We start from the raw sequence: 25,152 nt of genomic DNA, 5'->3' as shown, positions 1-25,152 counted from the left end.
GGACCTAGTCGTGAATGAACACGAGGGACTCGGGCTGCCCCCAGTCCCCTTTGGCTGAGATGTGGCGACGGTTGGCGCAGAGGTGCCGCAGGATCCAGTAGAGGGGCTCGGCTGTCTCTAGGGCCAACTTGCCTTGGAGTTCGGCCAGGGTGTGTTCCCGCTGGTCAGCCATCACCATCTCCAACCTGGACTGCAGATCCAGAAGTGCTGCCGCGGCTTTCTTGCCGGCCTCAACGCCAGGTTGGTGGTAGGCGTTGACGTTGACCAACTCGCCGTAGAAGCCCACGGCGCGCTCGAACAGTGCAATCAGGGCACCCAGGCTGTGGGCGTTCAGACGCTGCATCGTGATGCTGAGGTTGAAGCGTCCTTCTTCAGTCAAGGCTGAACGGGTGCCCTGGAGGAAGCCGTCCAAGAAGTCGCCAGGATTCTCACCCTCCAGCGGCGGAATATCGCCTGGGTCCTCGAGCACCTCGACAAAGGTCACGAAGAAGTTGTCGACACCGTCGCGCAGTTGCTGCACGTAGGCGTGTTGGTCGGTCGAGCCTTTGTTGCCGTAGACCGCAATGCCCTGGTGGACGACCTGACCGTTGCGGTCCAACTTCTTACCCAGGCTCTCCATCACCAGTTGCTGGAGGTAGCGGCTGAAGACCTCCAGACGGTCGCGGTAGGGAAGCACAACCATGTCTCGCTGGCCCTTGCCGCCACAGGCGGAATACCAGGCAGCGGCCAACAGTGCAGCCGGGTTCTGATCAAAATCGGCCACCCGAGTGACCGCATCCATCTCAGCCGCACCCGCCAGGAACTCCCGGATGTCGGAGCCAATCAGAACGCCTGGGAGCAAACCCACAGCACTGGTAATGCTGGTTCGGCCGCCGACCCAATCGAACATGTCGAAGCGCGCCAACCAACCCGAGTCCTTCGCTTCACGATCGAGCTTGCTGTCGACCATCGTGACGGCGACGGCCTGTTGGGACCAACTTCCGCCGGCTGCCTCAACCGCACGACGCGCTTGAAGCATGCCGATATGGGGCTCGGGGGTTCCCCCGGACTTGCTGACCACAATCACCAGGGTGGTCTTCAGCCGCTCACCAATGGACGCCAAGGTCCGGCGCATTCCATCGGGATCGACATTGTCGAAGAAATGGAAGGGAAGGCCAGCTCCTGGATCCTGAAGGGCCCGAATCATCAAGAGGGGGCCAAGGCCAGAGCCGCCGATGCCGATCCAAAGCACGTCGGTAAAGCGCTGCCCAGAGCCATTGCCGATGGCTCCAGAGAGAACGTCGCGACCGAAGGACTCAATGCGATCGACTTCAGCCTGGATGTGAGCTCCACTGGCTGGATCGGGGGCGAGCTGGGGGTTGCGTAGCCAGTAGTGACCAACCTGGCGTTGCTCATCGGCGTTGGCGATGGAGCCGGACTCCAGGGCCGCCATGGCCTGGAAGGCCTGATCAAAACGAGGCTTTAAGGCAGAGAGGGTGGCCGAATCCAGGCCCATGCGGCTGACATCGAGCCAGAAGCCGAGCTTCTCGTTGTGCCAGAGCTGACTGCAGAACCTCTGCCACTGGCTCGCGGGGTCCAGAGCGGGGGCAGAGGGGCGGGAAGACATCAGGCCAGATCAAGCGGTCCGCCCTTTGAACCTATCGGTGAAATCCAATCAGGGATACCCTTTTTGGCGTTTCCTGAGGATTGAGCCGGGACCAGATTGCGACTGTGTGGACCTGCGCATGAGTGCGGCCTCAGGCGAAAGGTCGACCTAGGCTCAAGAAAAGCCTTTTGATTGGGTTCTGACTCTCAATCTGCGCTACGGAAAGCGGCTTCGGCCCCATCGCACCAGGCGCAACCTCTGGGCCTGGCTTGGGGCGGCCACAACGGCGCTAGCCAGCCTGGCGACCTACCCGCTTGTCCAGACCGCTCTGCGCCCCAGCAACGGCGTCAGTGTCGATCGCATCGATAGCAGCAGCCATTCAGACCCAACCAAATTCAGCGCAGAAGAGCTGAAGGAGTTGCAGCGCCGCTTTGGCGTGCATGGACCCCAACCTCGGCTCGCGCGTCTATTCACCCAAGGGGTGGACCAGTTCACCCCCCTTCGGGACCACACGGTGAATCGGTTGCAATCGCTTCAGCCGGTGATCCAACAGCAAAGCCGCCGCACGGGCCTGAACCCGATGCTGTTGGCCGCGATTTTGTTTGACGAGATGCAGCACGCCAAGCCCGGTGAGGATCACCCCTTGGCAGCCCATTCCGGGCTATTCAGCACCCATGGCCCAGCCCAGCTGGGCCTCAGTGAGATGGAGAAACAGGGATTGCTTAGCCCCAATGCCAGTCCCGAGGAGATTCAAGCCGCCCGCAATCAACTGCTCGACCCGGAGCGCAACGTCGAACTTCTGGCGGGGAAAATGATGCGTCTGCTGAAGCTCCTCGACCGGCAGGCCAGTGAGACCAGCAACGTCAGTCGCTCCCACCGTCATGCCAAGACTGTGGCAACCCTCGCCTATCTCCACAACGGCAAACTCGACTACCCAGCCAGGATCCTGCGCTACATGCAGGACCCCGAACTGCACGGCTTGGTCTATGGGCGCCAGCGGCAACCCCTGTCACCGCTGATCTGAAGGGTCTTCAGCAGAGCACCCCAAGGGCCGCCAATCGCTGCTGCAGCGCCTCCCAGTTGAAGCTCCTGGGATCAGCACGCGCTGCACCAAGATCCACATGGCGGTGGGTCGTAATCCGCTCCTTCGGGATCTTGTAGCGGTTCATCCAATCCGCAAGGACGACGGCCATGGCGTCGTACTGGGCGGAGCTGTAGCCACTGTGGGTTTCCGCATCGTTCTCACCATCCAGCGGTGTCTCGAGGCTGAGGTGCAGAGCGAAGTTGTTGATAGAGCCAGGAAGCTCTGGATTCAATACCGCCCATTCGCCATCGAAAGCGGAGTAACCCGCTCCATAGGCACGAAATCGGGGGTGTAGGGCTTCAACCGACTCTCCGTTTTCACCGATCAGCAGGTGGTAGCTGACCTGGTCCTCATCCCTTGGGTTGTGCTTGATGAAGGTGTTCAGCGCCGATTGCAGCCCGAAGACCGTCTCATGCAGAACGACAAGCGATGGGGTCGTCTGCAACGGATTTCCAAACGCGTCATAGGGCACGCGCTGGTCGTAGTTGGAGGGGTCGATCTTGACCCGCTTGAGGGTGGAGGGATAGGTCTGCTGCTGCGTCTTTAACCGTGCCACCAGGGCGCGGTCATTCACGCTGCATTGGCGCTGCAGGGGGCTGGTCCATGCCGCTTGAGCGGGAGGGAGAGGAGCGGGCCGTGCATTGGCAAGGGGAGCTGGCAGCCGCGCGGGAGCCTGACTCGAACGCTGCCAGAGCGGAATGAGGCTGAGGCCAGCCAAGGCGACTAGGGCCAGCCCCAGTGCACGGCGGTGCGGAATGCGAGTCGGTTGCTCGGGAACGAGCCGGACCATGGCTAGCCCACCCGTTGTTGCAACCAGGCCTCTTGGGCTGCCTGCTGGGCGGTTGTGGGGTTGGCTACAGGCTCGAGTTTGTAGCGCTTGGGCTGCGGTGGATCACTGCAGAGTTGAAGCTCCCGCAGGCTGGAACGACGGGCCATGAGCAGCGGCTGAGCCACGCCAGCACGCAGATGCGTTGGAACGTCCTCGGGCTTGGCCAGCCGCTGGCCGGCCAAGCCGATCAGTTCATCGCCCACCATCAGCCCAGCCCGCTCAGCCGGGCTATGGCGCAAAACGCGTTGAACCACCAGCCGGCCGTCCTTCAGACCCGTGGTCATTCCCGTCCAAGGATCGCTGGACATCTCCGGCTCCAGAGCCAGGCCTACATCCAACAGGTAGCCAGAACAATCAGGATCGTCGACGTCCGTCAACCATTGCTCTAGACGCCCAGCCAAACCGGTGACTTGCCCTTCAAAGGCCTCCAGCAGATCGGACTCCCCATAGCCGCGACCATGGCGACCGTGGCTTCTCCAAAGCTGCTGAACAACTGCGGAGAGTGAGCTCTGATGACGCCGGAGCTCCAGGTCCAAACAGAGGGCGACGACCGCCCCCTTGAGGTAATAGCTGACTTGGCTACTCGCGGAGTAGGCATCGGCCTTGTAGAGCTTGACCCAAGCCTCCTCACTGCTCTCTCTGAGGGTCTGGACCTGACGCCCAGGCGTGAGCAGGTAACGGCTGAGGTCCTCCCCAAGATCACTGAAGTAGTCCTGCGGCGTACTCAAGCCAGCGGTCAGCGGCAGCAGCTGATCGAAGTAGCTGGTGACCCCTTCTGCAAACCAGAGCGTCGGGATCACACTGGCGCGGTTGTAGTCCACCGGCCGAAGTTCCCTTGGGGTCAGACGCCGGACGTTCCACTGGTGGAAATACTCGTGGGCAACGAGCTGCAGCAACTTGCGGTATCCGCTGCTGGTCTCGAGGTTGCGGCGCCCATAGACAAGGACCGTGCTGTCGTCGTGCTCCAGGCCCCCATACCCCTCATCCAAGAGGTGCAGCACAAAGAGGTAGTCCGAACTGGCGGGTCTGGGTTCGCCCATCAGCCGGCAACAGGCCAAACAGACCTGCTGTACGTCCTCGAAGAACGTCGGATAACGATCGGCGAACCACACCGCGCAGGCGGGATCTGAAAACCAGGTCACCCAGCGATGGGGAACACCCAGGACCTCGAACGGATGCGACTGGTGTGGACCGGCCTCGATGGGGCTGTCGATCAGCTGATCAAACGTTGTCGCGAGCCAAGATCCCGTGGCATCCGTGGGCAGGGGAACAAAGGCATTCCAGCCATTGGGCACCACGCAGGTCAGGCGGTGGGGACTCCAGCGCTGACCCGCCACCTCGAGAACCACCGCCGCTAAGGCGAAAAAGCCGTGGTCCTGATCCAGATGACAGGTGCGAACCGTCAGCTCCGTGGCCATGACGGCATAAGTCAGCACCAGCGGTCCCGCGTCTGGATTGCAATCGATCTGCCAGGTACTCGGATCGGTGCGGCGCACGGACCGCTCAAGACCCTGCTGAACAGCCTTGAAGCCCTCCAGCTGCTTGACGTAGTCGCGGATCAGGTAGGAGCCGGGTGTCCAGCCGGGTAGTGAGACCTGTTGCTGCGCTTGGGGAGAGGAAATCTCCAGCCGCACATGCACCAGGTGGCTCTGAGGGTTGCTCAGATCAAGCTGGACCTGAACCAATCCCGTCATCGTTCAACCGTCAGCTGATCAATTCAACTGAAGCGTTCGACAGCTCCGCGGCAGCGGTCTGAAGGGCCTGGAGTGCGGCGTAGCTGCGGGTGATCTGTCCGACGAGCTGCTGAACGGAGTGGGATCGTCCGAGCCGCTGCAGATCGCCCACCAAAGCCAAACGTCCATTGGACTGACGGCACCAACCCAATTGCTGCTCGGGGTTCACCTGCACCCAGAGGGTGACCGCCTCCTGCTGGTCGGCAAAACCCTGGAGCTGGCCGCCCCAGTGGACCGCGTAGCCGAGCTCCTGGAGAGCCTGGGCCAGAAGGCGCTCATCCGTAAGGACCGTTGGCAGGATGGAGAGATGGGACATGGCCAGGACTCCACTTTTCCAGACCCTAGCGGGAGTGGATTGGCCGTCCAGTGGCCTTTGCCACCGGAGCATCCGATCGTCACCAAACCGCCCCTGCGCTTGGGGGTCATGGCCTCCGGCTCGGGCAGCAACTTCGAGGCCCTGGTCCAGGCCTGCCGCTCCGGGCAACTCTCTGCAGAAGTGAGCCTGCTGATCGTCAACAAACCTGATGCAGGTGCCTTGAGGCGGGCCGAGGTCCTGGATGTCCCCGCACAGGTATTGGACCACCGGAACTACCCATCGCGGGAGGCGCTCGACCGCGCGCTCGTCTCTTCCTTTCGAGCCGCGCAGGTGGACCTGGTGGTGATGGCCGGCTGGATGCGAATCGTGACGCAGGAACTGATCGAGGCCTACCCAGAACGGCTGATCAATATCCATCCGTCGCTGCTGCCGAGCTTCCGGGGGGCGAAAGCGATCCGACAGGCCCTCGAGGCCGGCGTCACCCTGACGGGCTGCACGGCCCATCTCGTGGAATTAGAGGTGGACACAGGGCCGATTTTGGTGCAAGCCGCCCTTCCTGTTTTAGAAGGAGACTGTGAGGCCAGCCTTTCCGAGCGAATCCATCAGCAGGAACATCGGATCCTGCCCCTGGCCGTCAGCCTGGCTGCCCAGCGCCTTGGGCTTTGCGCTCAGGGATAGAAGGGCAGCAGCGGGAGTCCCGTTTCAGCGGGCAGGCCCGCCATCAGGTTCAGGCACTGGACCCCTTGACCGGCTTGGCCTTTGACCATGTTGTCGATGGCGCTCATCACGATCAGCTGACCGGTGCGCTGGTCCACTTGAACCGACAGCAGCGCCCTGTTGGTCTGGCGCACCCATTTGGTCGAGGGATAGGTGCCGACCGGTAGAACCTGCACGCAGGGGGCGTGGCGATAGGCCGCCTCGAGCAGCGTTGTGCAGTCCTCCGCGGTCAGTCCTGGATCGCGCAGTCGGCCATAGACCGTGGCGAGTAGACCGCGCACCATCGGCGTGAGGTGTGGAGTGAACTGCAACTGAATGCTCGTACCCGCGGCCCGGCTGCAGAGCTGCTCGATCTCACTGGTGTGGCGGTGCCCCACGACGCCGTAGGGGGAAATGCCTTCCGAGGCCTCCGCCAGGAGGAGATGCTCCTTCGCGGCCCGGCCGCCGCCACTGGTGCCGGTCTTGGCGTCGATGACGATGCCGCTGGTCTCAATCAGGCCCTGCTTCAAGAACGGGGTCAAGGCCAACAGGCTGGCGGTGGGGAAACACCCAGGAGCCGCCACCAGGCGAGCCGCAGCAATGCGCTGCTGATCCCACTCCACGAGGCCGTAGACGGCTTCCTGGCAAAGGTCCGCGTCAGTTCTGGGGAAGCTGCTGGCCTCGGAGGCATAGACCTCCTTCCACTGATCCAGGGAGCTGTAGCGATAGTCAGCGGAGAGGTCGACCACCTTGACCCCACGCTCGAGCAGCGCAGGGGCGAGGCGGGAGGCCAGGCCATTGGGAAGGCTGAGGACCGCGAAGTCAGCGGCCTCGGCAATGGCATCCACCTCCGGGTTCTGCACCACCGGATCGCCTGGCAGTGGCAAAAACGGAGTGAGCTGACTCCAACGCTTGCCGCTGCTTCGCTCGCCCCCCAGGAAGCTAACGGTCAATTCCGGATGGCCCTGGAGCAGCCGGAGGGTCTGCAAACCGCCGTAGCCCGAGGCCCCAATCACGGCGACGCGCTGACTTGCCATGGCTTGCACAGGGGAAGGCCGATCGTACCGGGCTCTATAAAAGTGTCAGTGCACCTGGCCGTCGGGCCCGCCTTCCCTGAACCAGCCCCTGACTCAGGACTCGTTTGTCTTCGATTCCATCGCCGACGGTCTGGCCGCGATCCGCAATGGCGAAATGGTCGTGGTGGTGGACGACGAAAACCGGGAGAATGAAGGGGATCTGATCTGCGCTGCCCAATTCGCTACACCGGAGCAGATCAACTTCATGGCCACCGAGGCGCGGGGCCTGATCTGTCTGGCGATGGAGGGTGAGCGTCTCGACGCGCTCGACCTGCCACTGATGGTCGATCGCAACACCGACAGCAATCAAACGGCCTTCACCGTCAGCGTGGACGCAGGCCCCGAGAACGGAGTCTCCACAGGCATCTCAGCGGAAGACCGGGCTCGCACGATCCAAGTCGCCATCCACCCGGGGACCCGTCCGAACGATCTGCGCAGGCCGGGCCACATCTTCCCCCTGCGGGCCAAGCAAGGGGGCGTGTTGAAGCGCGCCGGGCACACCGAAGCGGCCGTCGACTTGGCACGGATGTCGGGTCTCTATCCAGCAGGCGTGATCTGTGAGATCCAAAACGCCGATGGCTCCATGGCCCGGCTGCCGCAATTGGCGGAGTACGCCAAGCGCCATGGCTTGCGCTTCATCAACATTGCGGACCTGATTCGCTACCGGCTCGATACGGAGCGCTTTGTTCGGCGCCAGGCCGAAGCCATGCTCCCGAGTGCCTTCGGTCAGTTTCGGGCGATTGGCTATCGCAACGAGCTCGATGGTTCGGACCATGTGGCCATCGTTAAAGGCAACCCAGAACACTCGGCAGGTCCCGTCTTGGTTCGGGTGCACAGCGAGTGCCTCACCGGCGATGCCTTCGGCTCCCTGCGCTGTGATTGCCGCCCGCAACTGGAATCCGCCCTGCGGATCATCGAGGAGGCCGGCGAGGGCGTCGTGGTCTATCTCAGACAGGAGGGCCGGGGCATCGGCCTGATCAACAAACTCAAGGCCTATTCCCTGCAGGACGGCGGCTTGGACACCGTCGAGGCCAACGAAAGACTGGGCTTTCCGGCGGACCTGCGCAACTACGGCGTCGGAGCGCAAATCCTCAGTGATCTAGGGATTCACCGTCTCAAGCTGATCACCAACAATCCGCGCAAGATTGCAGGCCTCGGTGGCTACGGCCTTGAGGTGGTGGACCGGGTGCCCCTGGTGATGGATCCCGGCCAGCACAACGTCAATTACCTGCAAACCAAACAGGCGAAATTGGGGCACTTGATGGACACCGCCGCCGTCCAAGGACCAGCGGCAGTCCTGGCCTGGAAGCCGAGTTCAGGCCAGGACGAGGCCAACAGTGCGAGCTTGTTTCAGCAGCTCTCCGACTGGGCCGAGCAGCAAGGATTGGAGTTGGAGCGGGAAGAACACTCCCGGGTGTTGGCCCTGATGGATCAGCCGGAATTGGCCGTTCTCGTGAACGGCGGAAATTCTGAAGGCCTGCGACAGATCCTGAGAACCATGGCGGACTGGCCGGAGACCCAAAGCGTGAGCCTGTTGTTGGCGCCCGATGCGCAGCGCAGCTCACATCCGAGCAACACTCTGGAAGCGCAGCGCAGACCGCTCCAGGAATTGCGCTCGGGTCAGGCGGGGGTCCCGTTTGAAAGCGGAGCCCTGCTGCGCTGGTGTTGAGGGAGTGGGGCTGCTGGGCAGCCCCGACCAGCGATCAGCCTTGGATCGTGACCTTGTTGATCCGGCTGCCGTTCTTCAGCGCCAGGACCACGTCCATGTTTCCGGTGTGACCGAAGACGGTGTGGACGCCATCGAGGTGAGGCTGGGCCTCATGGCAGATGTAGAACTGTGAGCCACCGGTGTTCTTGCCGGCGTGGGCCATGGCCAGGGTGCCGGCCTGGTGCTTCTGAGCGTTGATCTCGCAGTCGATCTGATAGCCAGGACCACCGGTGCCGGCCATGCCGCGGGCACCCTCACGGCTGTTCGGGCAGCCCCCCTGGGCCATAAATCCGGGGATGACACGGTGGAAGGCCAGGCCGTCATAGAAGCCGTCCTTGGCCAGCTTCACGAAGTTGGCCACGGTGTTGGGCGCGTCGGCTTCGAACAGTTCCAGTTCGATCGTGCCGGCGTCGGTCTCCATCACGGCTTTGGTCACGGTGAGATCGTCAGCAAACCGCCTCAGTATGGGCGCTCCGGTAGAAGTGATGGGATCTGATCAGTGGTGATGTCCGTCCCCCATTCCGTCGATCTCAGCCAGGCCCGTCTTGGGGTCCTGGGCGGCAGTGGGCTCTACGCAATGGAGGGATTGGAGGATGTCCAGGAGCTCACCATCGAGACCCCCTTTGGTCCTCCCTCGGATCAACTGCGTCTGGGCCGATTGGGCGGCATGGAGGTGGTTTTCCTGGCGCGCCATGGCCGCCATCACACCTTCCTGCCGACGGAGGTTCCCTACAGGGCCAACATCTGGGCGATGCGCTCCCTCGGCGTGCGCTGGATCCTCTCCCCATCAGCGGTGGGCTCACTCCAGCAGGAGATCCCCCCGTTGGACATGGTGGTGCCCGATCAATTCATTGACCGCACCCGAGAGCGACCGAACAGCTTCTTTGGCAACGGCGCTGTGGCCCATGTGGCCCTGGCGGATCCCTTCTGCCCCAGCCTCAGCCGCCTGTTGGCGGATGTCGCCGACAGCTTGATGCCGGAGGGCAGGACCCTGCACCGCGGCGGAACCTATCTCTGCATGGAAGGTCCCGCCTTCTCCACCCGGGCCGAGTCCAACCTCTATCGAAGCTGGGGCTGTTCGGTGATCGGGATGACGAACCACACCGAGGCCAGACTCGCCCGAGAAGCAGAAATCGCCTACGCCACCCTGGCGATGGCCACGGACTACGACTGTTGGTATGCCGACCACGACAGCGTGACCGTCGAGATGGTGATCGGCAATCTCAAGGCCAATGCGGCCCTCGCGACCCAGATCGTCAGGACCACGGCGGAGCGGATCGCAGCCCTGAGGCCCGCCAGTGCGGCGCACCACGCCCTGCAGGATGCACTGATGACCCCCGCCGATCAGGTTCCTGCGGCGACTCGAGTGAAGCTCAATCTCTTCACTGAGCCCTATTGGGGGCCGTTTAAGGGTTAAGCCAAGAGGGCCTGGCGGAGGTTGCCGCCACTGCGCTCGAGGACCTCGGCTGCCTGCGCGGCATCCAGCGAGCGGCGGGCCATCACCAGGGCCAACTTCACCGAGCCAGCACTGGCTTCAAGCAGAGCTCGTCCCTGCTCGCGGCTCACACCGGCCAGATCCGAGAGGATGCGCAGCGCCCGATCCTCCAACTTGCTGTTGGTCACGGCAACATCAACCATCCGGTTGCCGTAGACCTTCCCCAGGCGAACCATCACGCCGGTACTGAGGATGTTCAAGGCCATCTTCGTCGCGGTCCCGGCCTTCAGACGGGTGGACCCGGTCAGCACCTCGGGGCCGGTAATTAGGCGAATATCGATGTCACAGGGCATCGGCACCTGCTCCGCAGGAACACAGGCCATCGCAATGGCCAGTGCGCCAAGGGAACGGGCATGGGCCAGCCCACCATGGACATAGGGGGTCGTGCCCCCTGCTGCAATGCCGACCAGGGCATCGCCCGAGCCAAAGCCCCGCGCTTCGAGGTCAGATCGCCCGGCGTCGAACAGGTCCTCCAGACCCTCAGAACTGCGCAAAAGGGCCGGAGCGCCACCGGCCAGAACCCCCTGCACTAACTCCGGGGCACTGCAGAAGGTGGGGGGACATTCCGCTGCATCGAGGACTCCGAGCCGGCCCGAAGTACCTGCACCCAGGTAGAAGAGGCGCCCGCCCGCCTGAAGCCGCTGCGCGATTGCATCGATCGCTTGTGCAAGGGCAGCAGCGGCTCCAGCCACAGCCTCTTGGGGCTTTCGGTCCTCAGCAACAAAGACGCCAACAAGGTCTTCAGTACTCAGCGCATCCAGTTCGCTGCTGGCGGGATTGACCTGTTCAGTCAGCAGGTGCCCCCGCTGCACATCCTCAAAGGCGCCTGGGCTCACAGCAGACCCTCAAGGCGCCGGCGAAAGGCTTCCAATTCGCTGTCGCCGGTACTGATGGGCTCTTCCGTCGGAGCCAAGGGAGCCTCGGCGGTTTGCGTGGTCTCCTGACCTGGCTCGGGCTGGTCCCGCCAGGTTGTCGTGTCCATGTTTTTCTCTGGAGGAGCAATCAGCAAACGCTCCTCAGCGGTCTGCGGCAAGAAGCCACTCGGGACGAAGCGCGCTTCGTAACCGGCGCTGGAGCAGAACTCCTCCATTTCGCGACGCTCGATCGCTTCAACGCTTGGGGTGGGGAAATCCTGCGCCTCCAGCAATCCGGCATAGCGCTCGGCATCGTCACGGTCCTCAAAGAGCAGAACGACGGTGGAACCATTGAGTTCCAGAGAGTGAATGCCCTCGTTCTCGCTGCCAGCGTCAAAGAGCAGAACGTGAACCGACATCCAACGCGCACGGGTCAATCACCAGTGTCTCACTGATTCACCGAGCGTTCGCGCTCACCTTCAATTTCCTCTGCGAGCTGTTGCAGCCGGCGGTACAGCGCTTCCTCCGCCTCAGTCAGCCCCTGAGGAACGACCAGGCGGATTTCAACAAGTTGGTCTCCCCGCTGCTCCATCCGCGTCAAGCCGCGGGATCGCAAACGCAGCAAACGACCACTGGAGGAGCCGGGAGGGATGCGCAGCTGCACGGGGCCGTCAAGGGTCGGGACCACAGCGGTGCAGCCCAAGGCACCCTCGGCGGGGGAGAGCTCCAATTGGTAGTGAACCCTTAGACCATCAATGCGCAGGCCCTCGTCGGTGCGCACCCGTAGCTGCAGGAAATGATCTCTGCCCCCCGGGGCGACCCCGGCGAGGCGTAGTCGCCAGCCGTCCCCGGCCATTGGCGGAGTCCACACCTCGATCGCCGTTCCATCGGGAAGGTCCAGCTCCACCCGTACGCCCTCGAGGGCCTGCTCAGGGGTGAGATTCACCACCGACTCGAGCTCCTCGCTGGCCACCACCGGAGGGGGCGGCGGTGGCACGGGTGGCGTGACCTCGCCAGTGCCGTACTCCCGAAAGGGCTCCGGTTCCGGAGCGGAGAAGTCCTCATCAGCGTCCTGGTGACGTGGACGTCTGCGCTCTCGATGAAAGAGAACATCGAGATAGTCCTCGAAGTCAGGAAAGCCCGTCGCAAAGGGATCCAGTCCGGCCGAGGCGGCCGTCGCTTCGTCGAGACCGGCTTCCCACTGTTGACGCCGTTGCGGGTCACTCAAGACCGCATAGGCCTCGTTCACCGCCTTGAACTGCTCTTCGGCATGGGGATCATCCCCGTTTAAATCGGGGTGCCAGCGGCGTGCCTGTTGACGAAACGCTCGCTTGAGCGAAGAGGCGTCAGACCCTGGGTCCAGTCCCAGAACGGCCCAATGATTAATGCTGCCCGGTTCGGACATCACAGGACTCACCTCCGTCAGTCCTCAGCCCAGGGATCTCCCTCGTAGGAGCCGTGATTCGGTGTCGTCGGGGTGGTGGTGGGCCTGCGGTCAGCAAAGCGCTCCTCACGGGGCTGCTGGCGAGGCTCGTCATAGGCATCCTCGTAGGGATCAGCGGGTTGATAACGCTCCTCGAAGTAGCCATTGGACTGGTCATAACGACGGGCCGGTTGCAGCTCCCTCTCCCGGGGGCTTGGAGGCTCTTCCCAGCGCGGGCGGGGGGGATCAAACCGATCGAGGCTTGGACGATCCCAACGGTCTTCCTGCCAACCGCCGCCGTAGCGGGGCTCGCTCCAGGGATCGCGGGAGCGTCCTGGGCGGTCCCAGTCATCCCAGTCGTCTTCAGCGAAGAGCTCGTCCTTGAGGGAGCCCAAGGTGTTCTTAATGCCCTGGATTGGATTGGCGTCCTGTTTGCGTTCGCTCGCGAGTCGGCGGTTCAGTCCATAGATGGCCTCCTGAAGCTGACTCACGCTGATGTCGAGTTCGCTGAGGTCTCCATCAGCCAACATCTCCTGGACGTCGCGCATGGCGACCTCAACGGCTCGCTGCTGGCGTTCGGCGCCATAGGGACCGAGCTCGAGAGCAGCGTCTCTGAGCCTGCGCTCGGCTTGTCCCACCAAGGTCTGAGCGCGATTGCGCCGATCGATCTCGGCCCGTTTGCGGCGGTCTTCACTGGCCTTCTCCTCGGCCTCAGCAATCAGGGTTTTGATCTCGTCTTCACTGAGATTGGAGCCGCCCTGGATGCTGACGCTCTGCTGACGGCCGGTGGTCCGATCCGTCGCCGAGACCTGGAGTAATCCGTTGGCATCGATGTCGAACGAGACCTGCACTTGAGGCACGCCCCGCGGTGCTGGGGGAATCCCGGACAGCTTGAAACGACCAAGACTCTTGTTTCCATCGGCCATCTGACGCTCGCCCTGGAGCACATGGATCTCGACGGAACTTTGGTTGGCTTCCGAGGTGCTGAAGAGATCGCTCTTGCGAACAGGAATAGACGTGTTGCGCGGAATCAGCACCTTCATCACTCCACCGATGGTTTCCAAACCAAGGGAAAGGGGAGTGACGTCATTGAGCATCAGATCCCGGAGTTCGCCGGTCAGGATTCCGGCCTGTACAGCGGCACCAATCGAGACGACTTCATCGGGGTTCACCGACTGGCAGGGCTCCAGCGGTACGAGGGTTCGCACCATCTGCTGCACCATTGGCATCCGCGTTGATCCACCAACGAGGACCACATCGTCGATGTCCTCCGCGGCAAAACCGGAATCGCGAAGCGCCCTCTGAACCGGTCGAAGCAGGCGATCCAGCAGATCGGGGCAGAGGCCCTCAAAGGTGCTGCGCTCGAGGGTGGTCTCGATATGGAGAGGGCCGTCCTGACCGGTGGCAATAAACGGAAGAGAGATCGGTGTGCTTTGAACACCACTGAGTTCGATCTTGGCCTTCTCAGCCGCCTCAGTCAGGCGCTGAAGTGCCTGGCGATCCCGGCGCAAATCGATCTCATGCTCCTTTTGGAAGGCATCGGCCAACCAATCAACAATGCGGCGATCCCAGTCGTTCCCGCCGAGTTGCGTGTCTCCACTAGTGGCCTTGACGTCAAAGACCCCCTGGGCAACACGCAGGATTGAGACGTCAAAGGTGCCACCGCCGAGGTCAAAGACCAGCACGCGCTTGACGGTGCTTCGGTCAAAGCCATAGGCCAGTGCCGCTGCAGTGGGCTCATTCAGGATCCGCTCGACCGAAATGCCGGCCAAGCGACCAGCGTCACGGGTGGCCTGGCGCTGGGCATCATTGAAATAGGCCGGGACCGTAATCACCGCGGCCTCCACCGGTTCACCCAGATAGGTGCTGGCGTCATCCACCAACTTGCGCAGCACGCTGGCAACCAGCTCTTCAGGGGCGTACTCCCGTTCCGTGGCGGGGCAGACCACCCGGACATTGCCCTGATCGTTGGCTCGAACCGTATAGGGAACACTCAGGCTGCCGTCATCCAGCTCATCCCACTGGCGGCCAACGAAACGCTTGAGGTTGGCGAAGGTGTTTCTTGGGTTGAGAACCAGCTGACGCCGGGCCAACTGACCCACCAGCAGCTCCTGGTCCTTGCTGAAGCCAACAACGGAAGGGGTGGTACGGCCCCCCTCGGCACTGGCGATCACCTGCGGACGCCCACCTTCGAGCACCGCAACCACGGAGTTGGTGGTTCCCAGGTCGATTCCAACGATCCGTGCCAACTGCGTTCCTGCGCCCTGGGGCCATCCACGTTGTGCCCCAAAGCTAACGGCAGTGGGGGCTGAGGGATAGATTCCTAGGAGGTTAAGAACCCCATGGCCAGGAGTCCGCGCCTTGAGCTCTTCGCCTTGCGGCGTCGGTCTGCCGCTGAACGGGCGACCGATCGGGGATTCCAGCAACTCGCCGTTGCCCTGGCTGGGGCGGTGGGTCTGTTGGTGTTCGCGATTCTTCTGACGGTCTTCACGGGGGCCTGGGAGGCCATCCAGACCTTTGGGCTGTCCTTCATCACGACCTCGGACTGGGATCCGATCAGTGAGCACTACGGCGCCTTCACCGCCATCTACGGAACGCTGGTCAGTTCAAGCGTGGCGCTGCTGATCGCCGTGCCCCTTGGGGTGGGCACTGCCATTTTTTTGACTGAAAACATCATTCCCAAGGCCATCCGCGAGGTCCTGGGGGTGATGGTCGAACTGCTGGCGGCCATTCCCTCAGTGGTCTTGGGGCTTTGGGCGATCGTCGTGATGGAGCCCTTCCTTCGCCCTTTCCTGACGGATCTCCACCGCTACCTGGGCTGGATACCGCTGTTTTCGACAGAACCCCAGGGCCCCGGCATGGCGCCAGCGTCCCTGATCTTGGTGGTGATGATCCTGCCGATCATTACGGCCATCTCCCGGGACGCCCTACGGCAGGTTCCCGATGGCCTGCGCCAGGCGGCCTATGGCATCGGTACCACCCGCTGGGGAGCAATTTTCCAGGTCATGCTGCCGGCTGCCATTTCTGGCATCACCGGAGGAGTGATGTTGGCGTTGGGGCGGGCCATGGGCGAGACCATGGCGGTCACGATGATCATCGGCAACTCCAACAACTTCAGCTTCAGCCTGCTTGCGCCAGCCAACACGATTTCTTCAATGCTGGCCAACCAATTTGGTGAGGCCGATGGCATTCAGGTGTCGGCCCTGATGTATGCGGCCCTGGTTTTGATGCTGATGACCTTGCTGGTGAACCTATTGGCCCAGCAAGTGGTGAAGCGACTGAGCCTGAAGTACTGAGCCATGACCCTTTCTCAATACGGAAGCCTTCGTTACCGCAACGGCCTGGCCCGCAATCTTTGGAATCGGATCTTCACCACGGTTGCAGCACTCTTCACCGGACTGGCGGTCCTTCCGCTCGTGCTGGTGCTGGTTTATGTGCTGCTCAAGGGCGGCTCGCTGATCAATTGGCAGCTCCTCACTGAATTGCCACCCCCTCCGGGGCTCGATGGCGGCGGCATTGGTAACGCGATCGTTGGCACCCTGTTGATTACGGCCTTGGCCAGCTTGATCGCCATTCCCGTGGGAGTTGGCGGCGGCATTTACCTGGCGGAGTATTCACGCTCTGGCGGCTTCGCCCAGTTCGTGCGTTTTGGCACGAATGTGCTTTCTGGCGTGCCGTCGATCATCTGCGGCGTCTTTATCTATGGACTCATCGTCAGCACCCGGGTCATTGCTGGCCAGAGCTACAGCGCCGTTGCGGGGGGGATGGCACTGGCTGTGCTGATGATTCCCACGGTGATCAAGACCACCGATGAAGGACTGAAGCTGGTGCCCCAGGAACTCCGCTGGGGTGCCATGGGCGTTGGGGCTTCGAAGGTCGTGACGATTACGCGGGTCACGCTTCCTGCGGCCTTCGCACCGATCGCGACGGGTGTTGTCCTGGGGATCGCCCGGGCAGCGGGCGAGACAGCACCGCTGATCTTCACAGCTCTTTTCTCACCGTTCTGGGCCGATGGGGTACTCAACCCAATCGCCTCGATGTCGGTGCTGATCTACAACTACGCGATCATGCCCTACGAGGCCCAAATCTCCTTGGCTTGGGCGGCCTCCTTCGTCTTGGTGATGATGATCCTGTTGGCCAATCTGCTGGCCCGCTGGATCGGGCGCCTCTCCAGCACCTGATCTGGGCCCTTCCCTCTGCTTTCTCAACACGTCTGAGCACCACGATCGTGATCTCCTCCCCCCCGGCCAGCCCCAACGTCAGCAGCAACGGGGTTTGCCTATCCCTGCAGGATGTCTCGATCAGCTACGGCAGCAAGGAAGCCGTTCGGGGGGTCTATATGGAGATCCCGCGCGGCCAGGTCACGGCCTTTATTGGCCCCTCCGGCTGTGGCAAGAGCACGGTGCTTCGGGCCCTGAACCGGATGAACGACTTGATCGACGGCTGTTCGATCAAGGGTCGCGTCGTCTTCGATCAACAGGACATCTATGCCCGGCACGTTGATCCGGTCGAAGTTCGCCGGCGGATTGGCATGGTCTTCCAGAAACCCAATCCGTTTCCGAAAAGCATCTACGAGAACATCGCCTTTGGTGCCCGCGTGAATGGTTACCAGGGCGATATGGACGAACTCGTAGAGCGCTCCCTGCGCAAAGCGGCTCTCTGGGATGAGACCAAGGACAAACTCAGAGAAAGTGGCTATGCCCTCTCAGGCGGCCAGCAGCAGCGCCTCTGCATCGCAAGGACCATTGCCATTGAGCCCGAGGTCATCTTGATGGATGAACCTTGCTCAGCTCTGGATCCGATCTCCACGTTGAAGATCGAAGAAATGATGCATGAGCTCAAGAAGAACTACACGATTGTGATCGTGACGCACAACATGCAGCAGGCCGTTCGCGTCAGCGATTACACCGGTTTCTTTAATGTCAGCCAGCGCAGTGACCGCGAGAGCAAGGTTGGAGCGCTCGTTGAATTTGCAGAGACGGAGCAAATCTTTAATGCTCCTAAAGAACAGGCTACCCAGGACTACGTCACCGGCCGTTTTGGCTGAGTTCGTTCAAAAATTGGCATGAAAAAGCCGCTCAGAGAGCGGCTTTCCAAACGGAGAGGGAGGGATTCGAACCCTCGATAGAGTTGCCCCTATACAGCATTTCCAGTGCTGCGCCTTCGACCACTCGGCCACCTCTCCGTGAGGGGCTTTTCGCAGCTCCATCTCTGGATCCAAAGACCACAGAAGACGTCGCGGCTGCGCGGGGGCAACGACGAGAATGTAGCAGTCACTGCTCCCCCCGTTGGATTGCTGCTCCATGCACAGTCACCCGATCACGGTTCATTGGCGCCAGGAGAACCGCACGATCCAGCTGAACGTGCCTGAAGGGGAGTACATCCTCAAAAGCTTTGAACAGCAGGGAGAACCCCTGCCCTTCAGTTGCCGCAACGGGTGCTGCACCGCCTGCGCCGTGCGGGTGCTCGAGGGCCAGATCGACCAGCGTGAAGCCCTGGGCCTCTCGAAGGAGGTCCGAAGCCGTGGCTACGGCCTGCTCTGCGTGGCCAGGGCCACGGGACCCCTGGAAGTGGAGACCCAGGATGAGGACGAGGTCTACGAACTGCAGTTCGGACGCCACTTCGGCCGCGGCAAGGTGCGGGCAGGACTGCCCCTGGATGAGGAATGACGCCAGCGATGACGACACGACTGACCGATCAAGCGGCCCAAGGGTCGGGTCTGAGTTCAGCTGAGCTGGAACGCCTCAGTGCCGTGGCCAGGCAGGCGGCTGCGGCAGGAGCAGCCGAGCTGAAGTCCCTGTTTGGACGACTGGAGCGGATCCGCGAAAAGGGCCGCGCCGGTGATCTCGTGACCGAAGCCGATGTGGCTGCCGAGCAGGCGGTGCTGAGGGTTCTTTCAGAGCAGACCCCCGACCTGGGGGTCCTGGCTGAGGAGAGCGGAAGGAAGGAAGGGAAAGACAGCGCCCTGCAGTGGTGCGTCGATCCCCTCGACGGCACCACGAACTACGCCCATGGCTATCCCTTTTTTGGCACCTCCATTGGTCTGACCTGGCGCGGCCAGCCCCTGCTGGGTGCCCTCGCGGTGCCAGCCCTCGAGCGGCTCTATTGGGCCGCCCCTGGCCTTGGCGCCTGGTGCAACGACGAGGCCATACAGGTCAGCAGCTGCAGCAGCCTTGGAGAGTCCTTGTTGGTCACGGGCTTTGCCTATGACCGCCACACCCGCTTGGACAACAACTACGCGGAATTCGCTTACTTCACCCACCGAACCCGCGGTGTCCGCCGGGGTGGTGCAGCGGCTGTTGATCTGGCGTTTGTGGCCCAGGGTCTGCTGGATGGCTATTGGGAGCGCGGTCTCTCTCCATGGGACCTCGCCGCAGGCATGGCCCTGGTGGAGCAGGCCGGTGGCGTGGTCTGTGCCTACGACGGATCCCCCGCTGAATTGGCCAGTGGAAAGCTGATTGCCTGCACGCCTGAGCTGCAACAGGCCCTCGTGGATGGGCTTGCTCAATGCAAACCATTGGCGGGCAGCAGCTTTGGTGCGCCCGAGCTGGATCAGCCCACTCCATAGGATCGGGCGACTTCGACCTGGCCTTGCGATGGCACTTCAACCGGCTGCCGGAACCAGGGATCTCAATCCCCGTGAGGTGGACGGCAACCGTTGGCTGTCCGAGCAACTGGGCCAGGTCTATCGCCTCTGGGGATACGTCGAAGTCAGTCCCCCGAGCGTCGAGCGGCTGCAGACCTTGGAGGCCGGTGGTCGCATCAATGACCGGGAAGTGGTTCGTCTTGCCAGCGATGACCCCTTAGGTCTCCGTCCCGAGATGACTGCCTCGATTGCCAGGGCCGCCTGCACACGCATGGCGGAGCTCCCCAGGCCGCTGCGTCTCTGGAGTTGTGGCACCGTCTTTCGCAGCGTTCAAAGCGACACCGGCCAACAGCGCCTTGAAGAGCAACTTCAGAGCGGCGTTGAACTATTAGGCGGTCACGCCAGCGTCGCCGATGCTGAGTTGCTGCGCCTCCTGCTCGCCTGCATCGCCAAGGTCGGCATCGGGGCAGAGCATCGGCCAAAGCTGCTGCTGGGCCACCACGGTGTTCTCTCCGCCCTGCTCAATCAGGTTCCGCCGGAGCAACGCAACGCCGTCAGAAAGGCCCTGATCAGTTTTGATCCGCTTGCTCTGGCCGGCCTGCAGCTGCCAAGCGAGCAACGCCAGAGCCTTGAGCAATTGATGCGTCTACGTGGCGCTCCGGATCAGGTCCTAAGGCAGCTGGAATCGATGCTCGGCCCCTCCAGTGACCTGGAGCACCTCAGCGCCAGCCTCCAGTTGGTGGCCTCCGCTGCAACCGAGGCCCATGTTGAGCTGCAGCTCGACCCCACCTTCCAACCCCACTTCGACCTCTATGACGGTCTGGTGCTGAAGGTCGTCTGCCAGGGCGTCGATGCTCCAGTCGAGATCGCCAGTGGTGGTCGTTACGACGCCCTGGTGGAGCGCTTTGGTGGTGCGGCCTCAGGCCTCGGGTTCAGCTTCGACCTCGAGGCAATCCAGGGACTGCTTGGAACAGAGAACACTGCACCGCAGCAACGGGCCGTCACGCTGCTCAGCGTTCGAGACCTCAGTCAGCTTCCCGCGGCCTTTGCCGCCCAGGCTGAACAGCATGCCAAGGGTCAAGCCTGCATGCTCCTGGATCGCCCCTGTGGCTCAGAGGCTGAGGCACAAGCCGAAGCCGCAGCACGCGGTTGCCAAGCCGTGATCTGGATGGGCTGAGACAGCACCCCCAGCCCAACTCCTTAAGATCCAGCCCACCCCAGCAACCTGCCGATGGCTCACACGATCGTCACCGACGTCTGCGAAGGCGTGGCCGATTGCGTTGATGCCTGCCCTGTGGCCTGCATCAACCCAGGAACGGGAGCCAACGCCAAGGGAACCGAGTTCTACTGGATCGACTTCGACACCTGCATCGACTGCGGCATCTGCCTTCAGGTCTGCCCCGTTGCGGGTGCCATCGTCCCCGAGGAGAAGCCAGAGCTCCAGCGCGCCGCCTAACCCTTAGGTCAGGGCTTAAGCATTTCTTTGGTTTTTGGCCAGGTGCCGCGCTTGAGTGGATCCATCTGCGGTGGTTTTGCCGTGTCCCTTGAGCCAGGCGCGCTGGTCAAATTGAGCGCGAAACCGGATTGCATCTTGCAGCTGGTCAATCTTGATGAGGTCAGCGGTTCTGCCTGGGTCAGACCCTGGCCCCTGCTTCCCAGCCATTCCGCCACCTTCACGGTCTGCCTGAGCGATCTGGATCAAGCCCAGCCGGTTGGTTAAAAGAGTGTGAGGAGATACGCCACTGCTTGAGGTTCTCCTCAAAGTGGAATTTCCTCCGGGAAGAGAAATATGAATTGGCGAATCCTGAACGAACCTCAACGACTGCAGCAAAGGATCTACCGCCTGATCGACGGGCTCTGCGAGCCGCACCGCCAACTTGACGCCCTGTACCCCAGCCTCGAGGCGGCAATCGAGGATGCCATCGGCTGGCTGCAGCAGAGCAGCATTAATCCCCTCGAGCATCCGGTAGGAGTCGAGGTCGCCACGGGCACCGGGGATTGGCGCACGCTGCGCTCCCCAGAACCCTTGCTGTGCCGCTCGGCTGTGCATCAGTAGGGGCAGCCCCAAGGCGGCGGATGAGCAGAGATCCCTACAGCGGACGCGTGAAGCCCGGGGACTACCACTGTCCCTACTGCGCCCCTCGGCCCACGCGAGCTGTCCAGGGGCCCAACGGACAGCCCCATTGCGCCTATTGCGGTGATCCTCTCCACAGGGAACCCCATGGCCGGGGTCGTCAGCTCGCTGCCGTTCTGGTGATCAGTGGCTTCCTGGCCCCTCTACTCAGCCTCCTCTGGCTGGCTCTACAACCGACGCAACCGCCCCGACGTCCTCAGCCCGCAGAACGCGTTGCCCTGATCTGGGTGGCTGAGAGCCAGGCACCGGACGCGTCGTAGCGACGGATCAAGCGCTGCATGCTGTTGGGCGTTGGCATCCAACCGGCCTCAAGCTGAAAGGCAGCGCGATGGCTGACCTGGACGGGACGCAGGTTGAAGCCGGCATCCGGGAGCAACTGCAGCTGCAGCTCCTGCTCGCCGCCAGCGGTTCCGAGGCAGGGACCCTGCAGGACACCGCTGATCTCGTGTTCCTGGGGACCGATCTGGGTGCGGAGCGAAAACCCCTGGGCGCCCTCTTGGCTGATCTGGAAGGAGGCCTGATCAAGGCTGGGTTCCGGCCAGTCGGCACTGATGGTGGAAGCCTGACCGCTCCATTGGCCGGCCAGGCGATCGAGGCTCGCGGAGGGTTGCTCTTCTCCGTGGCCGCCCGAGCGGAATTCGCGGATCAGAACCAACTTGCTAAAGCGACCGTCATTGCCGTGCAGTTGCACCAAACGGTGGCGCCGGTCGCCATCCACAAAGCCGAACTCCCCACCAAATTCGGCACCTGGGGACACCTGCAACGTGCCCTTGCAGAACGTCCCGTTCTCGAAAAACACGACCTGTTTGCCGAGGTTTCGGTAGTCCTGCGCCATCTCATGGATAGGGACACCGTCGTAACCCTCCGGGCCAAAGCGGCGCAGGCTGAAGCGCACTAAACGCTCCTCCTCTCCTTCCTCCAACCGCAAAATCGATGGGGTCGTGTCGGCGATCGATCCATCGGCGGCTAAGCCGCAAAACGTCCCTCGCCACTCGCCCAGGTTGCGCAGGAAGTTGTCCCACTGACTGGACATGAGCTCAGGCGTAACGCGAGTCGGAAGCTAGAGGCTGAGCATCGAGGTCGTGAGCAGCAGATCCAGGGGGGTCGGTTTCCTGCCCACCGCTGCCCCTTGGCGTCAGCCCCTCGCTAGGGAGATTCTGGTGATCACGTTGTGATCAGAGCCGTGGTGCTTCAGGCGGAACAGGGTCAAATCCAGATCCATACCGAGAACATCTTTCCGATCATCAAAAAGGCCGTCTACAGCGGCCACGAGGTGTTCCTGCGGGAACTGGTCAGCAATGGCGTCGATGCCATCAGCAAGCGCCGCATGGCGTCCATGGCTGGCGACTGCAGCGAGGGAGCGGAGGGGAAGATCAGCATCCGCATCGACCGCGAAGCCAAGACCCTCACCATTTCCGACAACGGCATCGGCATGACCGCCGATGAGGTCAAGCGCTACATCAACCAGGTGGCCTTCTCGAGCGCCGAGGACTTTCTCGAGAAGTACAAGCAAGAGTCCGACGCGATCATTGGCCACTTCGGACTGGGCTTCTACAGCAGCTTCATGGTCGCCAAGCAGGTGGAGCTGGTGACCCGCTCCGCCCGGGGAGAGTCCGAGGCCGTTCGCTGGAGCTGTGATGGCTCCCCGAACTTCAGCCTTGAAGCAGCCGAGCGCTCCGAGCCCGGCACGGACGTGATCCTCCATCTGATGGAGGAAGAGGAGGAATACATCGAGCCGGCTCGGATCCGGACGCTGATCACCACCTACTGCGACTTCATGCCAGTGGAGGTGCAGCTCGAAGGCGAGACCGTCAACAAACGCGAAGCCCCCTGGCGCAAGAGCCCTCGCGAGCTCAGCGATGAGGACTACATCGAGCTCTATCGCTATCTCTACCCCTTCCAGGGGGACCCCCTGCTCTGGGTGCACCTCAACACCGACTACCCCTACAACCTGCAGGGGATTCTTTATTTCCCCAAATCCACCGGCCGTGCGGATTGGGAAAAGGGCGAGATCAAGCTCTACTGCAACCAGGTCTTCGTCAGCGATTCGATCAAGGAGGTCGTCCCCCGCTACCTCCTGCCCCTGCGAGGTGTCATCGACTCACCGGACATTCCGCTGAACGTCAGCCGATCGGCTCTGCAAACCGACCGGCGGGTGCGCTCCATCGGCAACTTCGTCGCCAAAAAGGTGGGTGACCGCCTGAAGGAACTCCACCGGGACGAACCCAAGCGTTACGCCGAGATCTGGGAATCGCTGGCCCCCTTCATCAAGATCGGTGCCATGGAAGACGAGAAGTTCGCCGATCAGGTGGCCGAGCTCGTTCTCTTTGGCACCACCGCCGCTGCGGCCGAGGGAGACAACGCTGATCCGATCGCAGCTGAGGGGGGTAAGGCCTTCACGACCCTGGGGGGCTACCGCTCACGCCTTGGCAGCGACAACGACAAGCGCATCCTCTATTGCACCGATGAGGCCGGTCAGGCCGGCGCCCTCGCCCTCTGGAAGAGCCAGGGAGCTGAGGTGCTGTTGGCCGACACCTTCATCGACACCCAATTCATTCCCTGGCTGGAATACCGCCATGAGGAACTGAAGTTCCAGCGGGTCGACAGCGAACTGGATGACTCGCTTCAGGAGAAGGACAACGAGATCAGCGACGCCGAGGGCAAGGACAGCTCAGAGAAGTTGAGGGACCTCTTCAAGGCAGCGCTCTCCAACGACAAGGTCACGGTCCAGGTCCAGGCCCTCAAGGGTGAGAACGCCCCTGCGGCCCTGATCCTTCTGCCTGAGCAGATGCGCCGGATGAATGACATGGGCGCCTTGATGGAGCAGCGCCTCCCCGGTCTGCCAGACCATCACGTGCTGCTGGTCAACCGCAAGCACCGTCTGGTCGAGGGATTGATCAAGCTCTCGGCCGGTTCGGTCATCACCGGAGCGGGCTCCAGTCCTAGCCAGGCTTTGGCCGACAACCTCAGCCGCCATCTCTATGAAATGGCGCGACTGGCCGTCGGCGGACTCGAGCCCAATGAACTCGCCGGGTTCCAGCAACGCAGCTGCGATCTGATGGGGCAGCTGATGGAGCGCGGTCTCTAGGACGCCTGCCCTCTTGAGAGGCCCTTGGGTTTGACATCCCTTGGGCTCTAGGGGATGGTGGAGATTGCCTGTCTGGGCTGGCTAACCCTTCGCAGCCCAGGGCCGACCCTGCAAATGGCACGGCCTGATGGACAGGTGATCCCTGCTGCTTCCGCATGCCGAGCTCCTTCGTCCTCGTCTATCACCGTTCCCCTTTTGACGAGGTGATCGAAGCGGACGGAACCAGGCAGTGGCGAGACCAGAAGAGCCCCAACGGCATCATCCCAACCCTCCGCAATCTGTTCCGCTCCCATCCCTCAGGCACCTGGATTGCCTGGCGAGAGAACGAGGATCCAGGGGCCGAAGATGAAACGCTGACGATCGAGGAGCCGATTGCCATTCGGCTCAGGCGGATTCCGCTGCGTCAGGAGCAGATCGGCAGTTTTTATCACGTCACATCCAAGGAATCGATCTGGCCGATCCTGCACAGCTTTCCCAGCTTTTTTGAGGTCAATAACGCGGACTGGCAGACCTTCAGGGAGGTCAATCAACGCTTTGCGGAGGCG

At 62.4% G+C, this 25,152-nt stretch carries 26 protein-coding genes and 1 tRNA gene; 15 read left to right on the top strand and 12 right to left on the bottom strand.

The window, feature by feature from the left end:
* Positions 1 to 4 precede the first annotated feature (4 nt).
* The gene (locus tag QZ189_RS03300) at positions 5 to 1,606 is read right to left on the bottom strand and encodes a glucose-6-phosphate isomerase (RefSeq protein WP_247478500.1); all 1,602 of its coding nucleotides are present in this window, start codon (positions 1,604 to 1,606) and stop codon (positions 5 to 7) included.
* A 397-nt stretch (positions 1,607 to 2,003) separates the two neighbouring features.
* Here QZ189_RS03300 and QZ189_RS03295 point away from each other — a divergent pair, with 397 nt between their 5' ends.
* Positions 2,004 to 2,609 (top strand): hypothetical protein, encoded by a 606-nt coding sequence (locus tag QZ189_RS03295; RefSeq protein ID WP_010317054.1) that lies wholly within the window; start codon positions 2,004 to 2,006, stop codon positions 2,607 to 2,609.
* A gap of 7 nt (positions 2,610 to 2,616) precedes the next feature.
* Here QZ189_RS03295 and QZ189_RS03290 read toward each other — a convergent pair whose 3' ends face one another.
* Genes QZ189_RS03290 through QZ189_RS03280 form a run of 3 tightly spaced genes read right to left on the bottom strand, consistent with a single transcriptional unit; the run spans position 2,617 to position 5,547 of the window.
* Positions 2,617 to 3,459, bottom strand: a complete 843-nt coding sequence (locus QZ189_RS03290; protein WP_296415077.1) for a peptidoglycan recognition family protein — start codon at positions 3,457 to 3,459, stop codon at positions 2,617 to 2,619.
* Between the two features lie 2 nt (positions 3,460 to 3,461).
* Positions 3,462 to 5,192, bottom strand: a complete 1,731-nt coding sequence (locus QZ189_RS03285) for a M61 family peptidase (RefSeq protein WP_296420921.1) — start codon at positions 5,190 to 5,192, stop codon at positions 3,462 to 3,464.
* A 10-nt stretch (positions 5,193 to 5,202) separates the two neighbouring features.
* Positions 5,203 to 5,547 carry a DUF1257 domain-containing protein gene (locus tag QZ189_RS03280; protein ID WP_296415080.1) on the bottom strand — a complete coding sequence of 115 codons (345 nt, stop codon included), beginning with the start codon at positions 5,545 to 5,547 and terminating at the stop codon, positions 5,203 to 5,205.
* Between QZ189_RS03280 and purN the strand changes: the two genes are divergently transcribed.
* Positions 5,539 to 6,225, top strand: coding sequence for a phosphoribosylglycinamide formyltransferase (gene purN / locus QZ189_RS03275; RefSeq protein WP_296420919.1), 687 nt, complete (start codon positions 5,539 to 5,541; stop codon positions 6,223 to 6,225). The two genes, QZ189_RS03280 and purN, sit on opposite strands and share 9 nt — an antisense overlap.
* Here the strand turns inward: purN and argC are convergent.
* Entirely contained in the window at positions 6,216 to 7,280 is a 1,065-nt protein-coding gene (gene argC, locus QZ189_RS03270) for an N-acetyl-gamma-glutamyl-phosphate reductase (RefSeq protein WP_296415084.1), read from the bottom strand. The genes purN and argC overlap by 10 nt on opposite strands.
* 76 nt (positions 7,281 to 7,356) lie before the next feature.
* On the opposite strand from argC, the gene ribBA reads away from it, so the two are divergent.
* The gene (ribBA, locus tag QZ189_RS03265) at positions 7,357 to 8,988 is read left to right on the top strand and encodes a bifunctional 3,4-dihydroxy-2-butanone-4-phosphate synthase/GTP cyclohydrolase II (protein ID WP_296415171.1); all 1,632 of its coding nucleotides are present in this window, start codon (positions 7,357 to 7,359) and stop codon (positions 8,986 to 8,988) included.
* A gap of 34 nt (positions 8,989 to 9,022) precedes the next feature.
* Here the strand turns inward: ribBA and QZ189_RS03260 are convergent, their stop codons facing one another.
* Positions 9,023 to 9,463: a peptidylprolyl isomerase gene (locus QZ189_RS03260; RefSeq protein WP_010317065.1), complete on the bottom strand. Its 441-nt coding sequence runs from the start codon at positions 9,461 to 9,463 to the stop codon at positions 9,023 to 9,025.
* 69 nt (positions 9,464 to 9,532) lie between these two features.
* Between QZ189_RS03260 and QZ189_RS03255 the strand changes: the two genes are divergently transcribed.
* Positions 9,533 to 10,444, top strand: coding sequence for an S-methyl-5'-thioadenosine phosphorylase (locus tag QZ189_RS03255; protein WP_010317066.1), 912 nt, complete (start codon positions 9,533 to 9,535; stop codon positions 10,442 to 10,444).
* Here QZ189_RS03255 and murQ read toward each other — a convergent pair.
* From murQ to dnaK, 4 genes are read right to left on the bottom strand one after another with little or no spacing between them, the layout of a single operon-like run.
* Positions 10,441 to 11,358, bottom strand: coding sequence for an N-acetylmuramic acid 6-phosphate etherase (gene murQ, locus QZ189_RS03250; RefSeq protein ID WP_296420914.1), 918 nt, complete (start codon positions 11,356 to 11,358; stop codon positions 10,441 to 10,443). The two genes, QZ189_RS03255 and murQ, sit on opposite strands and share 4 nt — an antisense overlap.
* Positions 11,355 to 11,795, bottom strand: coding sequence for a DUF3110 domain-containing protein (locus QZ189_RS03245; RefSeq protein WP_296420912.1), 441 nt, complete (start codon positions 11,793 to 11,795; stop codon positions 11,355 to 11,357). Before QZ189_RS03245 ends, murQ begins: the two co-directional genes overlap by 4 nt.
* Before the next feature lie 29 nt (positions 11,796 to 11,824).
* Positions 11,825 to 12,781: a DnaJ domain-containing protein gene (locus tag QZ189_RS03240; protein WP_010317069.1), complete on the bottom strand. Its 957-nt coding sequence runs from the start codon at positions 12,779 to 12,781 to the stop codon at positions 11,825 to 11,827.
* Positions 12,782 to 12,798: 17 nt separating this feature from the next.
* Positions 12,799 to 15,048, bottom strand: a complete 2,250-nt coding sequence (gene dnaK, locus QZ189_RS03235) for a molecular chaperone DnaK (protein WP_296415092.1) — start codon at positions 15,046 to 15,048, stop codon at positions 12,799 to 12,801.
* Between the two features lie 93 nt (positions 15,049 to 15,141).
* Here dnaK and pstC point away from each other — a divergent pair, with 93 nt between their 5' ends.
* From pstC to pstB, 3 genes are read left to right on the top strand one after another with little or no spacing between them, the layout of a single operon-like run.
* Positions 15,142 to 16,095 carry a phosphate ABC transporter permease subunit PstC gene (gene pstC, locus QZ189_RS03230; protein WP_247478518.1) on the top strand — a complete coding sequence of 318 codons (954 nt, stop codon included), beginning with the start codon at positions 15,142 to 15,144 and terminating at the stop codon, positions 16,093 to 16,095.
* A 3-nt stretch (positions 16,096 to 16,098) separates the two neighbouring features.
* Positions 16,099 to 16,980, top strand: a complete 882-nt coding sequence (gene pstA / locus QZ189_RS03225) for a phosphate ABC transporter permease PstA (RefSeq protein WP_010317072.1) — start codon at positions 16,099 to 16,101, stop codon at positions 16,978 to 16,980.
* A gap of 47 nt (positions 16,981 to 17,027) precedes the next feature.
* Positions 17,028 to 17,846, top strand: a complete 819-nt coding sequence (pstB, locus tag QZ189_RS03220; RefSeq protein WP_247478520.1) for a phosphate ABC transporter ATP-binding protein PstB — start codon at positions 17,028 to 17,030, stop codon at positions 17,844 to 17,846.
* Positions 17,847 to 17,897: 51 nt separating this feature from the next.
* Here the strand turns inward: pstB and QZ189_RS03215 are convergent.
* Positions 17,898 to 17,984: transfer RNA gene (locus QZ189_RS03215), tRNA-Ser, on the bottom strand.
* A 118-nt stretch (positions 17,985 to 18,102) separates the two neighbouring features.
* On the opposite strand from QZ189_RS03215, the gene QZ189_RS03210 reads away from it, so the two are divergent.
* The 6 genes from QZ189_RS03210 (at position 18,103) to QZ189_RS03185 (ending at position 21,441) form a co-directional block, all read left to right on the top strand.
* Positions 18,103 to 18,468: a 2Fe-2S iron-sulfur cluster-binding protein gene (locus QZ189_RS03210; protein WP_296415096.1), complete on the top strand. Its 366-nt coding sequence runs from the start codon at positions 18,103 to 18,105 to the stop codon at positions 18,466 to 18,468.
* A gap of 8 nt (positions 18,469 to 18,476) precedes the next feature.
* Positions 18,477 to 19,367 carry an inositol monophosphatase family protein gene (locus QZ189_RS03205; protein WP_296415097.1) on the top strand — a complete coding sequence of 297 codons (891 nt, stop codon included), beginning with the start codon at positions 18,477 to 18,479 and terminating at the stop codon, positions 19,365 to 19,367.
* Positions 19,368 to 19,395: 28 nt separating this feature from the next.
* Positions 19,396 to 20,562, top strand: coding sequence for an ATP phosphoribosyltransferase regulatory subunit (locus QZ189_RS03200; protein WP_247478525.1), 1,167 nt, complete (start codon positions 19,396 to 19,398; stop codon positions 20,560 to 20,562).
* A gap of 54 nt (positions 20,563 to 20,616) precedes the next feature.
* Positions 20,617 to 20,841, top strand: a complete 225-nt coding sequence (locus QZ189_RS03195) for a 4Fe-4S dicluster domain-containing protein (protein WP_010317082.1) — start codon at positions 20,617 to 20,619, stop codon at positions 20,839 to 20,841.
* A gap of 81 nt (positions 20,842 to 20,922) precedes the next feature.
* A complete protein-coding gene (locus QZ189_RS03190) occupies positions 20,923 to 21,105 on the top strand; it encodes a hypothetical protein (RefSeq protein WP_029626309.1) in 183 nt (60 codons plus the stop codon).
* 69 nt (positions 21,106 to 21,174) lie between these two features.
* Positions 21,175 to 21,441 carry a hypothetical protein gene (locus QZ189_RS03185; RefSeq protein WP_247478527.1) on the top strand — a complete coding sequence of 89 codons (267 nt, stop codon included), beginning with the start codon at positions 21,175 to 21,177 and terminating at the stop codon, positions 21,439 to 21,441.
* 274 nt (positions 21,442 to 21,715) lie between these two features.
* Here QZ189_RS03185 and QZ189_RS03180 read toward each other — a convergent pair whose 3' ends face one another.
* Positions 21,716 to 22,552 (bottom strand): DUF3598 family protein, encoded by an 837-nt coding sequence (locus QZ189_RS03180; RefSeq protein ID WP_296415102.1) that lies wholly within the window; start codon positions 22,550 to 22,552, stop codon positions 21,716 to 21,718.
* A gap of 150 nt (positions 22,553 to 22,702) precedes the next feature.
* On the opposite strand from QZ189_RS03180, the gene htpG reads away from it, so the two are divergent.
* Together htpG and QZ189_RS03170 are read left to right on the top strand one after the other, a co-directional pair.
* Positions 22,703 to 24,607 carry a molecular chaperone HtpG gene (gene htpG / locus QZ189_RS03175; RefSeq protein WP_247479695.1) on the top strand — a complete coding sequence of 635 codons (1,905 nt, stop codon included), beginning with the start codon at positions 22,703 to 22,705 and terminating at the stop codon, positions 24,605 to 24,607.
* A gap of 155 nt (positions 24,608 to 24,762) precedes the next feature.
* On the top strand, positions 24,763 to 25,152 hold a 390-nt coding region (locus QZ189_RS03170; RefSeq protein WP_296420909.1), incomplete at its 3' end, for a trehalose-6-phosphate synthase.

This window comes from Vulcanococcus sp. CPBay_Sum15L08_68 (assembly GCF_017855895.1).
Taxonomy (GTDB): domain Bacteria; phylum Cyanobacteriota; class Cyanobacteriia; order PCC-6307; family Cyanobiaceae; genus Vulcanococcus.
This window is presented reverse-complemented; position numbering and strand designations above follow the sequence as displayed.

Excerpts from the sequence above, each read along its gene's own strand:
- QZ189_RS03210 (WP_296415096.1), top strand. The coding sequence starts at position 18,103 with ATGCACAGTCACCCGATCACGGTTCATTGGCGCCAGGAGAACCGCACG.
- QZ189_RS03290 (WP_296415077.1), bottom strand. The coding sequence starts at position 3,459 with ATGGTCCGGCTCGTTCCCGAGCAACCGACTCGCATTCCGCACCGCCGT.
- QZ189_RS03300 (WP_247478500.1), bottom strand. The coding sequence starts at position 1,606 with ATGTCTTCCCGCCCCTCTGCCCCCGCTCTGGACCCCGCGAGCCAGTGG.
- pstA (WP_010317072.1), top strand. The coding sequence starts at position 16,099 with ATGACCCTTTCTCAATACGGAAGCCTTCGTTACCGCAACGGCCTGGCC.
- QZ189_RS03255 (WP_010317066.1), top strand. The coding sequence starts at position 9,533 with ATGTCCGTCCCCCATTCCGTCGATCTCAGCCAGGCCCGTCTTGGGGTC.
- argC (WP_296415084.1), bottom strand. The coding sequence starts at position 7,280 with ATGGCAAGTCAGCGCGTCGCCGTGATTGGGGCCTCGGGCTACGGCGGT.
- purN (WP_296420919.1), top strand. The coding sequence starts at position 5,539 with ATGGGACATGGCCAGGACTCCACTTTTCCAGACCCTAGCGGGAGTGGA.
- QZ189_RS03280 (WP_296415080.1), bottom strand. The coding sequence starts at position 5,547 with ATGTCCCATCTCTCCATCCTGCCAACGGTCCTTACGGATGAGCGCCTT.
- pstC (WP_247478518.1), top strand. The coding sequence starts at position 15,142 with ATGGCCAGGAGTCCGCGCCTTGAGCTCTTCGCCTTGCGGCGTCGGTCT.
- QZ189_RS03205 (WP_296415097.1), top strand. The coding sequence starts at position 18,477 with ATGACGACACGACTGACCGATCAAGCGGCCCAAGGGTCGGGTCTGAGT.
- QZ189_RS03200 (WP_247478525.1), top strand. The coding sequence starts at position 19,396 with ATGGCACTTCAACCGGCTGCCGGAACCAGGGATCTCAATCCCCGTGAG.
- QZ189_RS03185 (WP_247478527.1), top strand. The coding sequence starts at position 21,175 with ATGAATTGGCGAATCCTGAACGAACCTCAACGACTGCAGCAAAGGATC.
- QZ189_RS03245 (WP_296420912.1), bottom strand. The coding sequence starts at position 11,795 with ATGTCGGTTCACGTTCTGCTCTTTGACGCTGGCAGCGAGAACGAGGGC.
- QZ189_RS03240 (WP_010317069.1), bottom strand. The coding sequence starts at position 12,781 with ATGTCCGAACCGGGCAGCATTAATCATTGGGCCGTTCTGGGACTGGAC.
- QZ189_RS03195 (WP_010317082.1), top strand. The coding sequence starts at position 20,617 with ATGGCTCACACGATCGTCACCGACGTCTGCGAAGGCGTGGCCGATTGC.
- QZ189_RS03180 (WP_296415102.1), bottom strand. The coding sequence starts at position 22,552 with ATGTCCAGTCAGTGGGACAACTTCCTGCGCAACCTGGGCGAGTGGCGA.
- QZ189_RS03285 (WP_296420921.1), bottom strand. The coding sequence starts at position 5,192 with ATGACGGGATTGGTTCAGGTCCAGCTTGATCTGAGCAACCCTCAGAGC.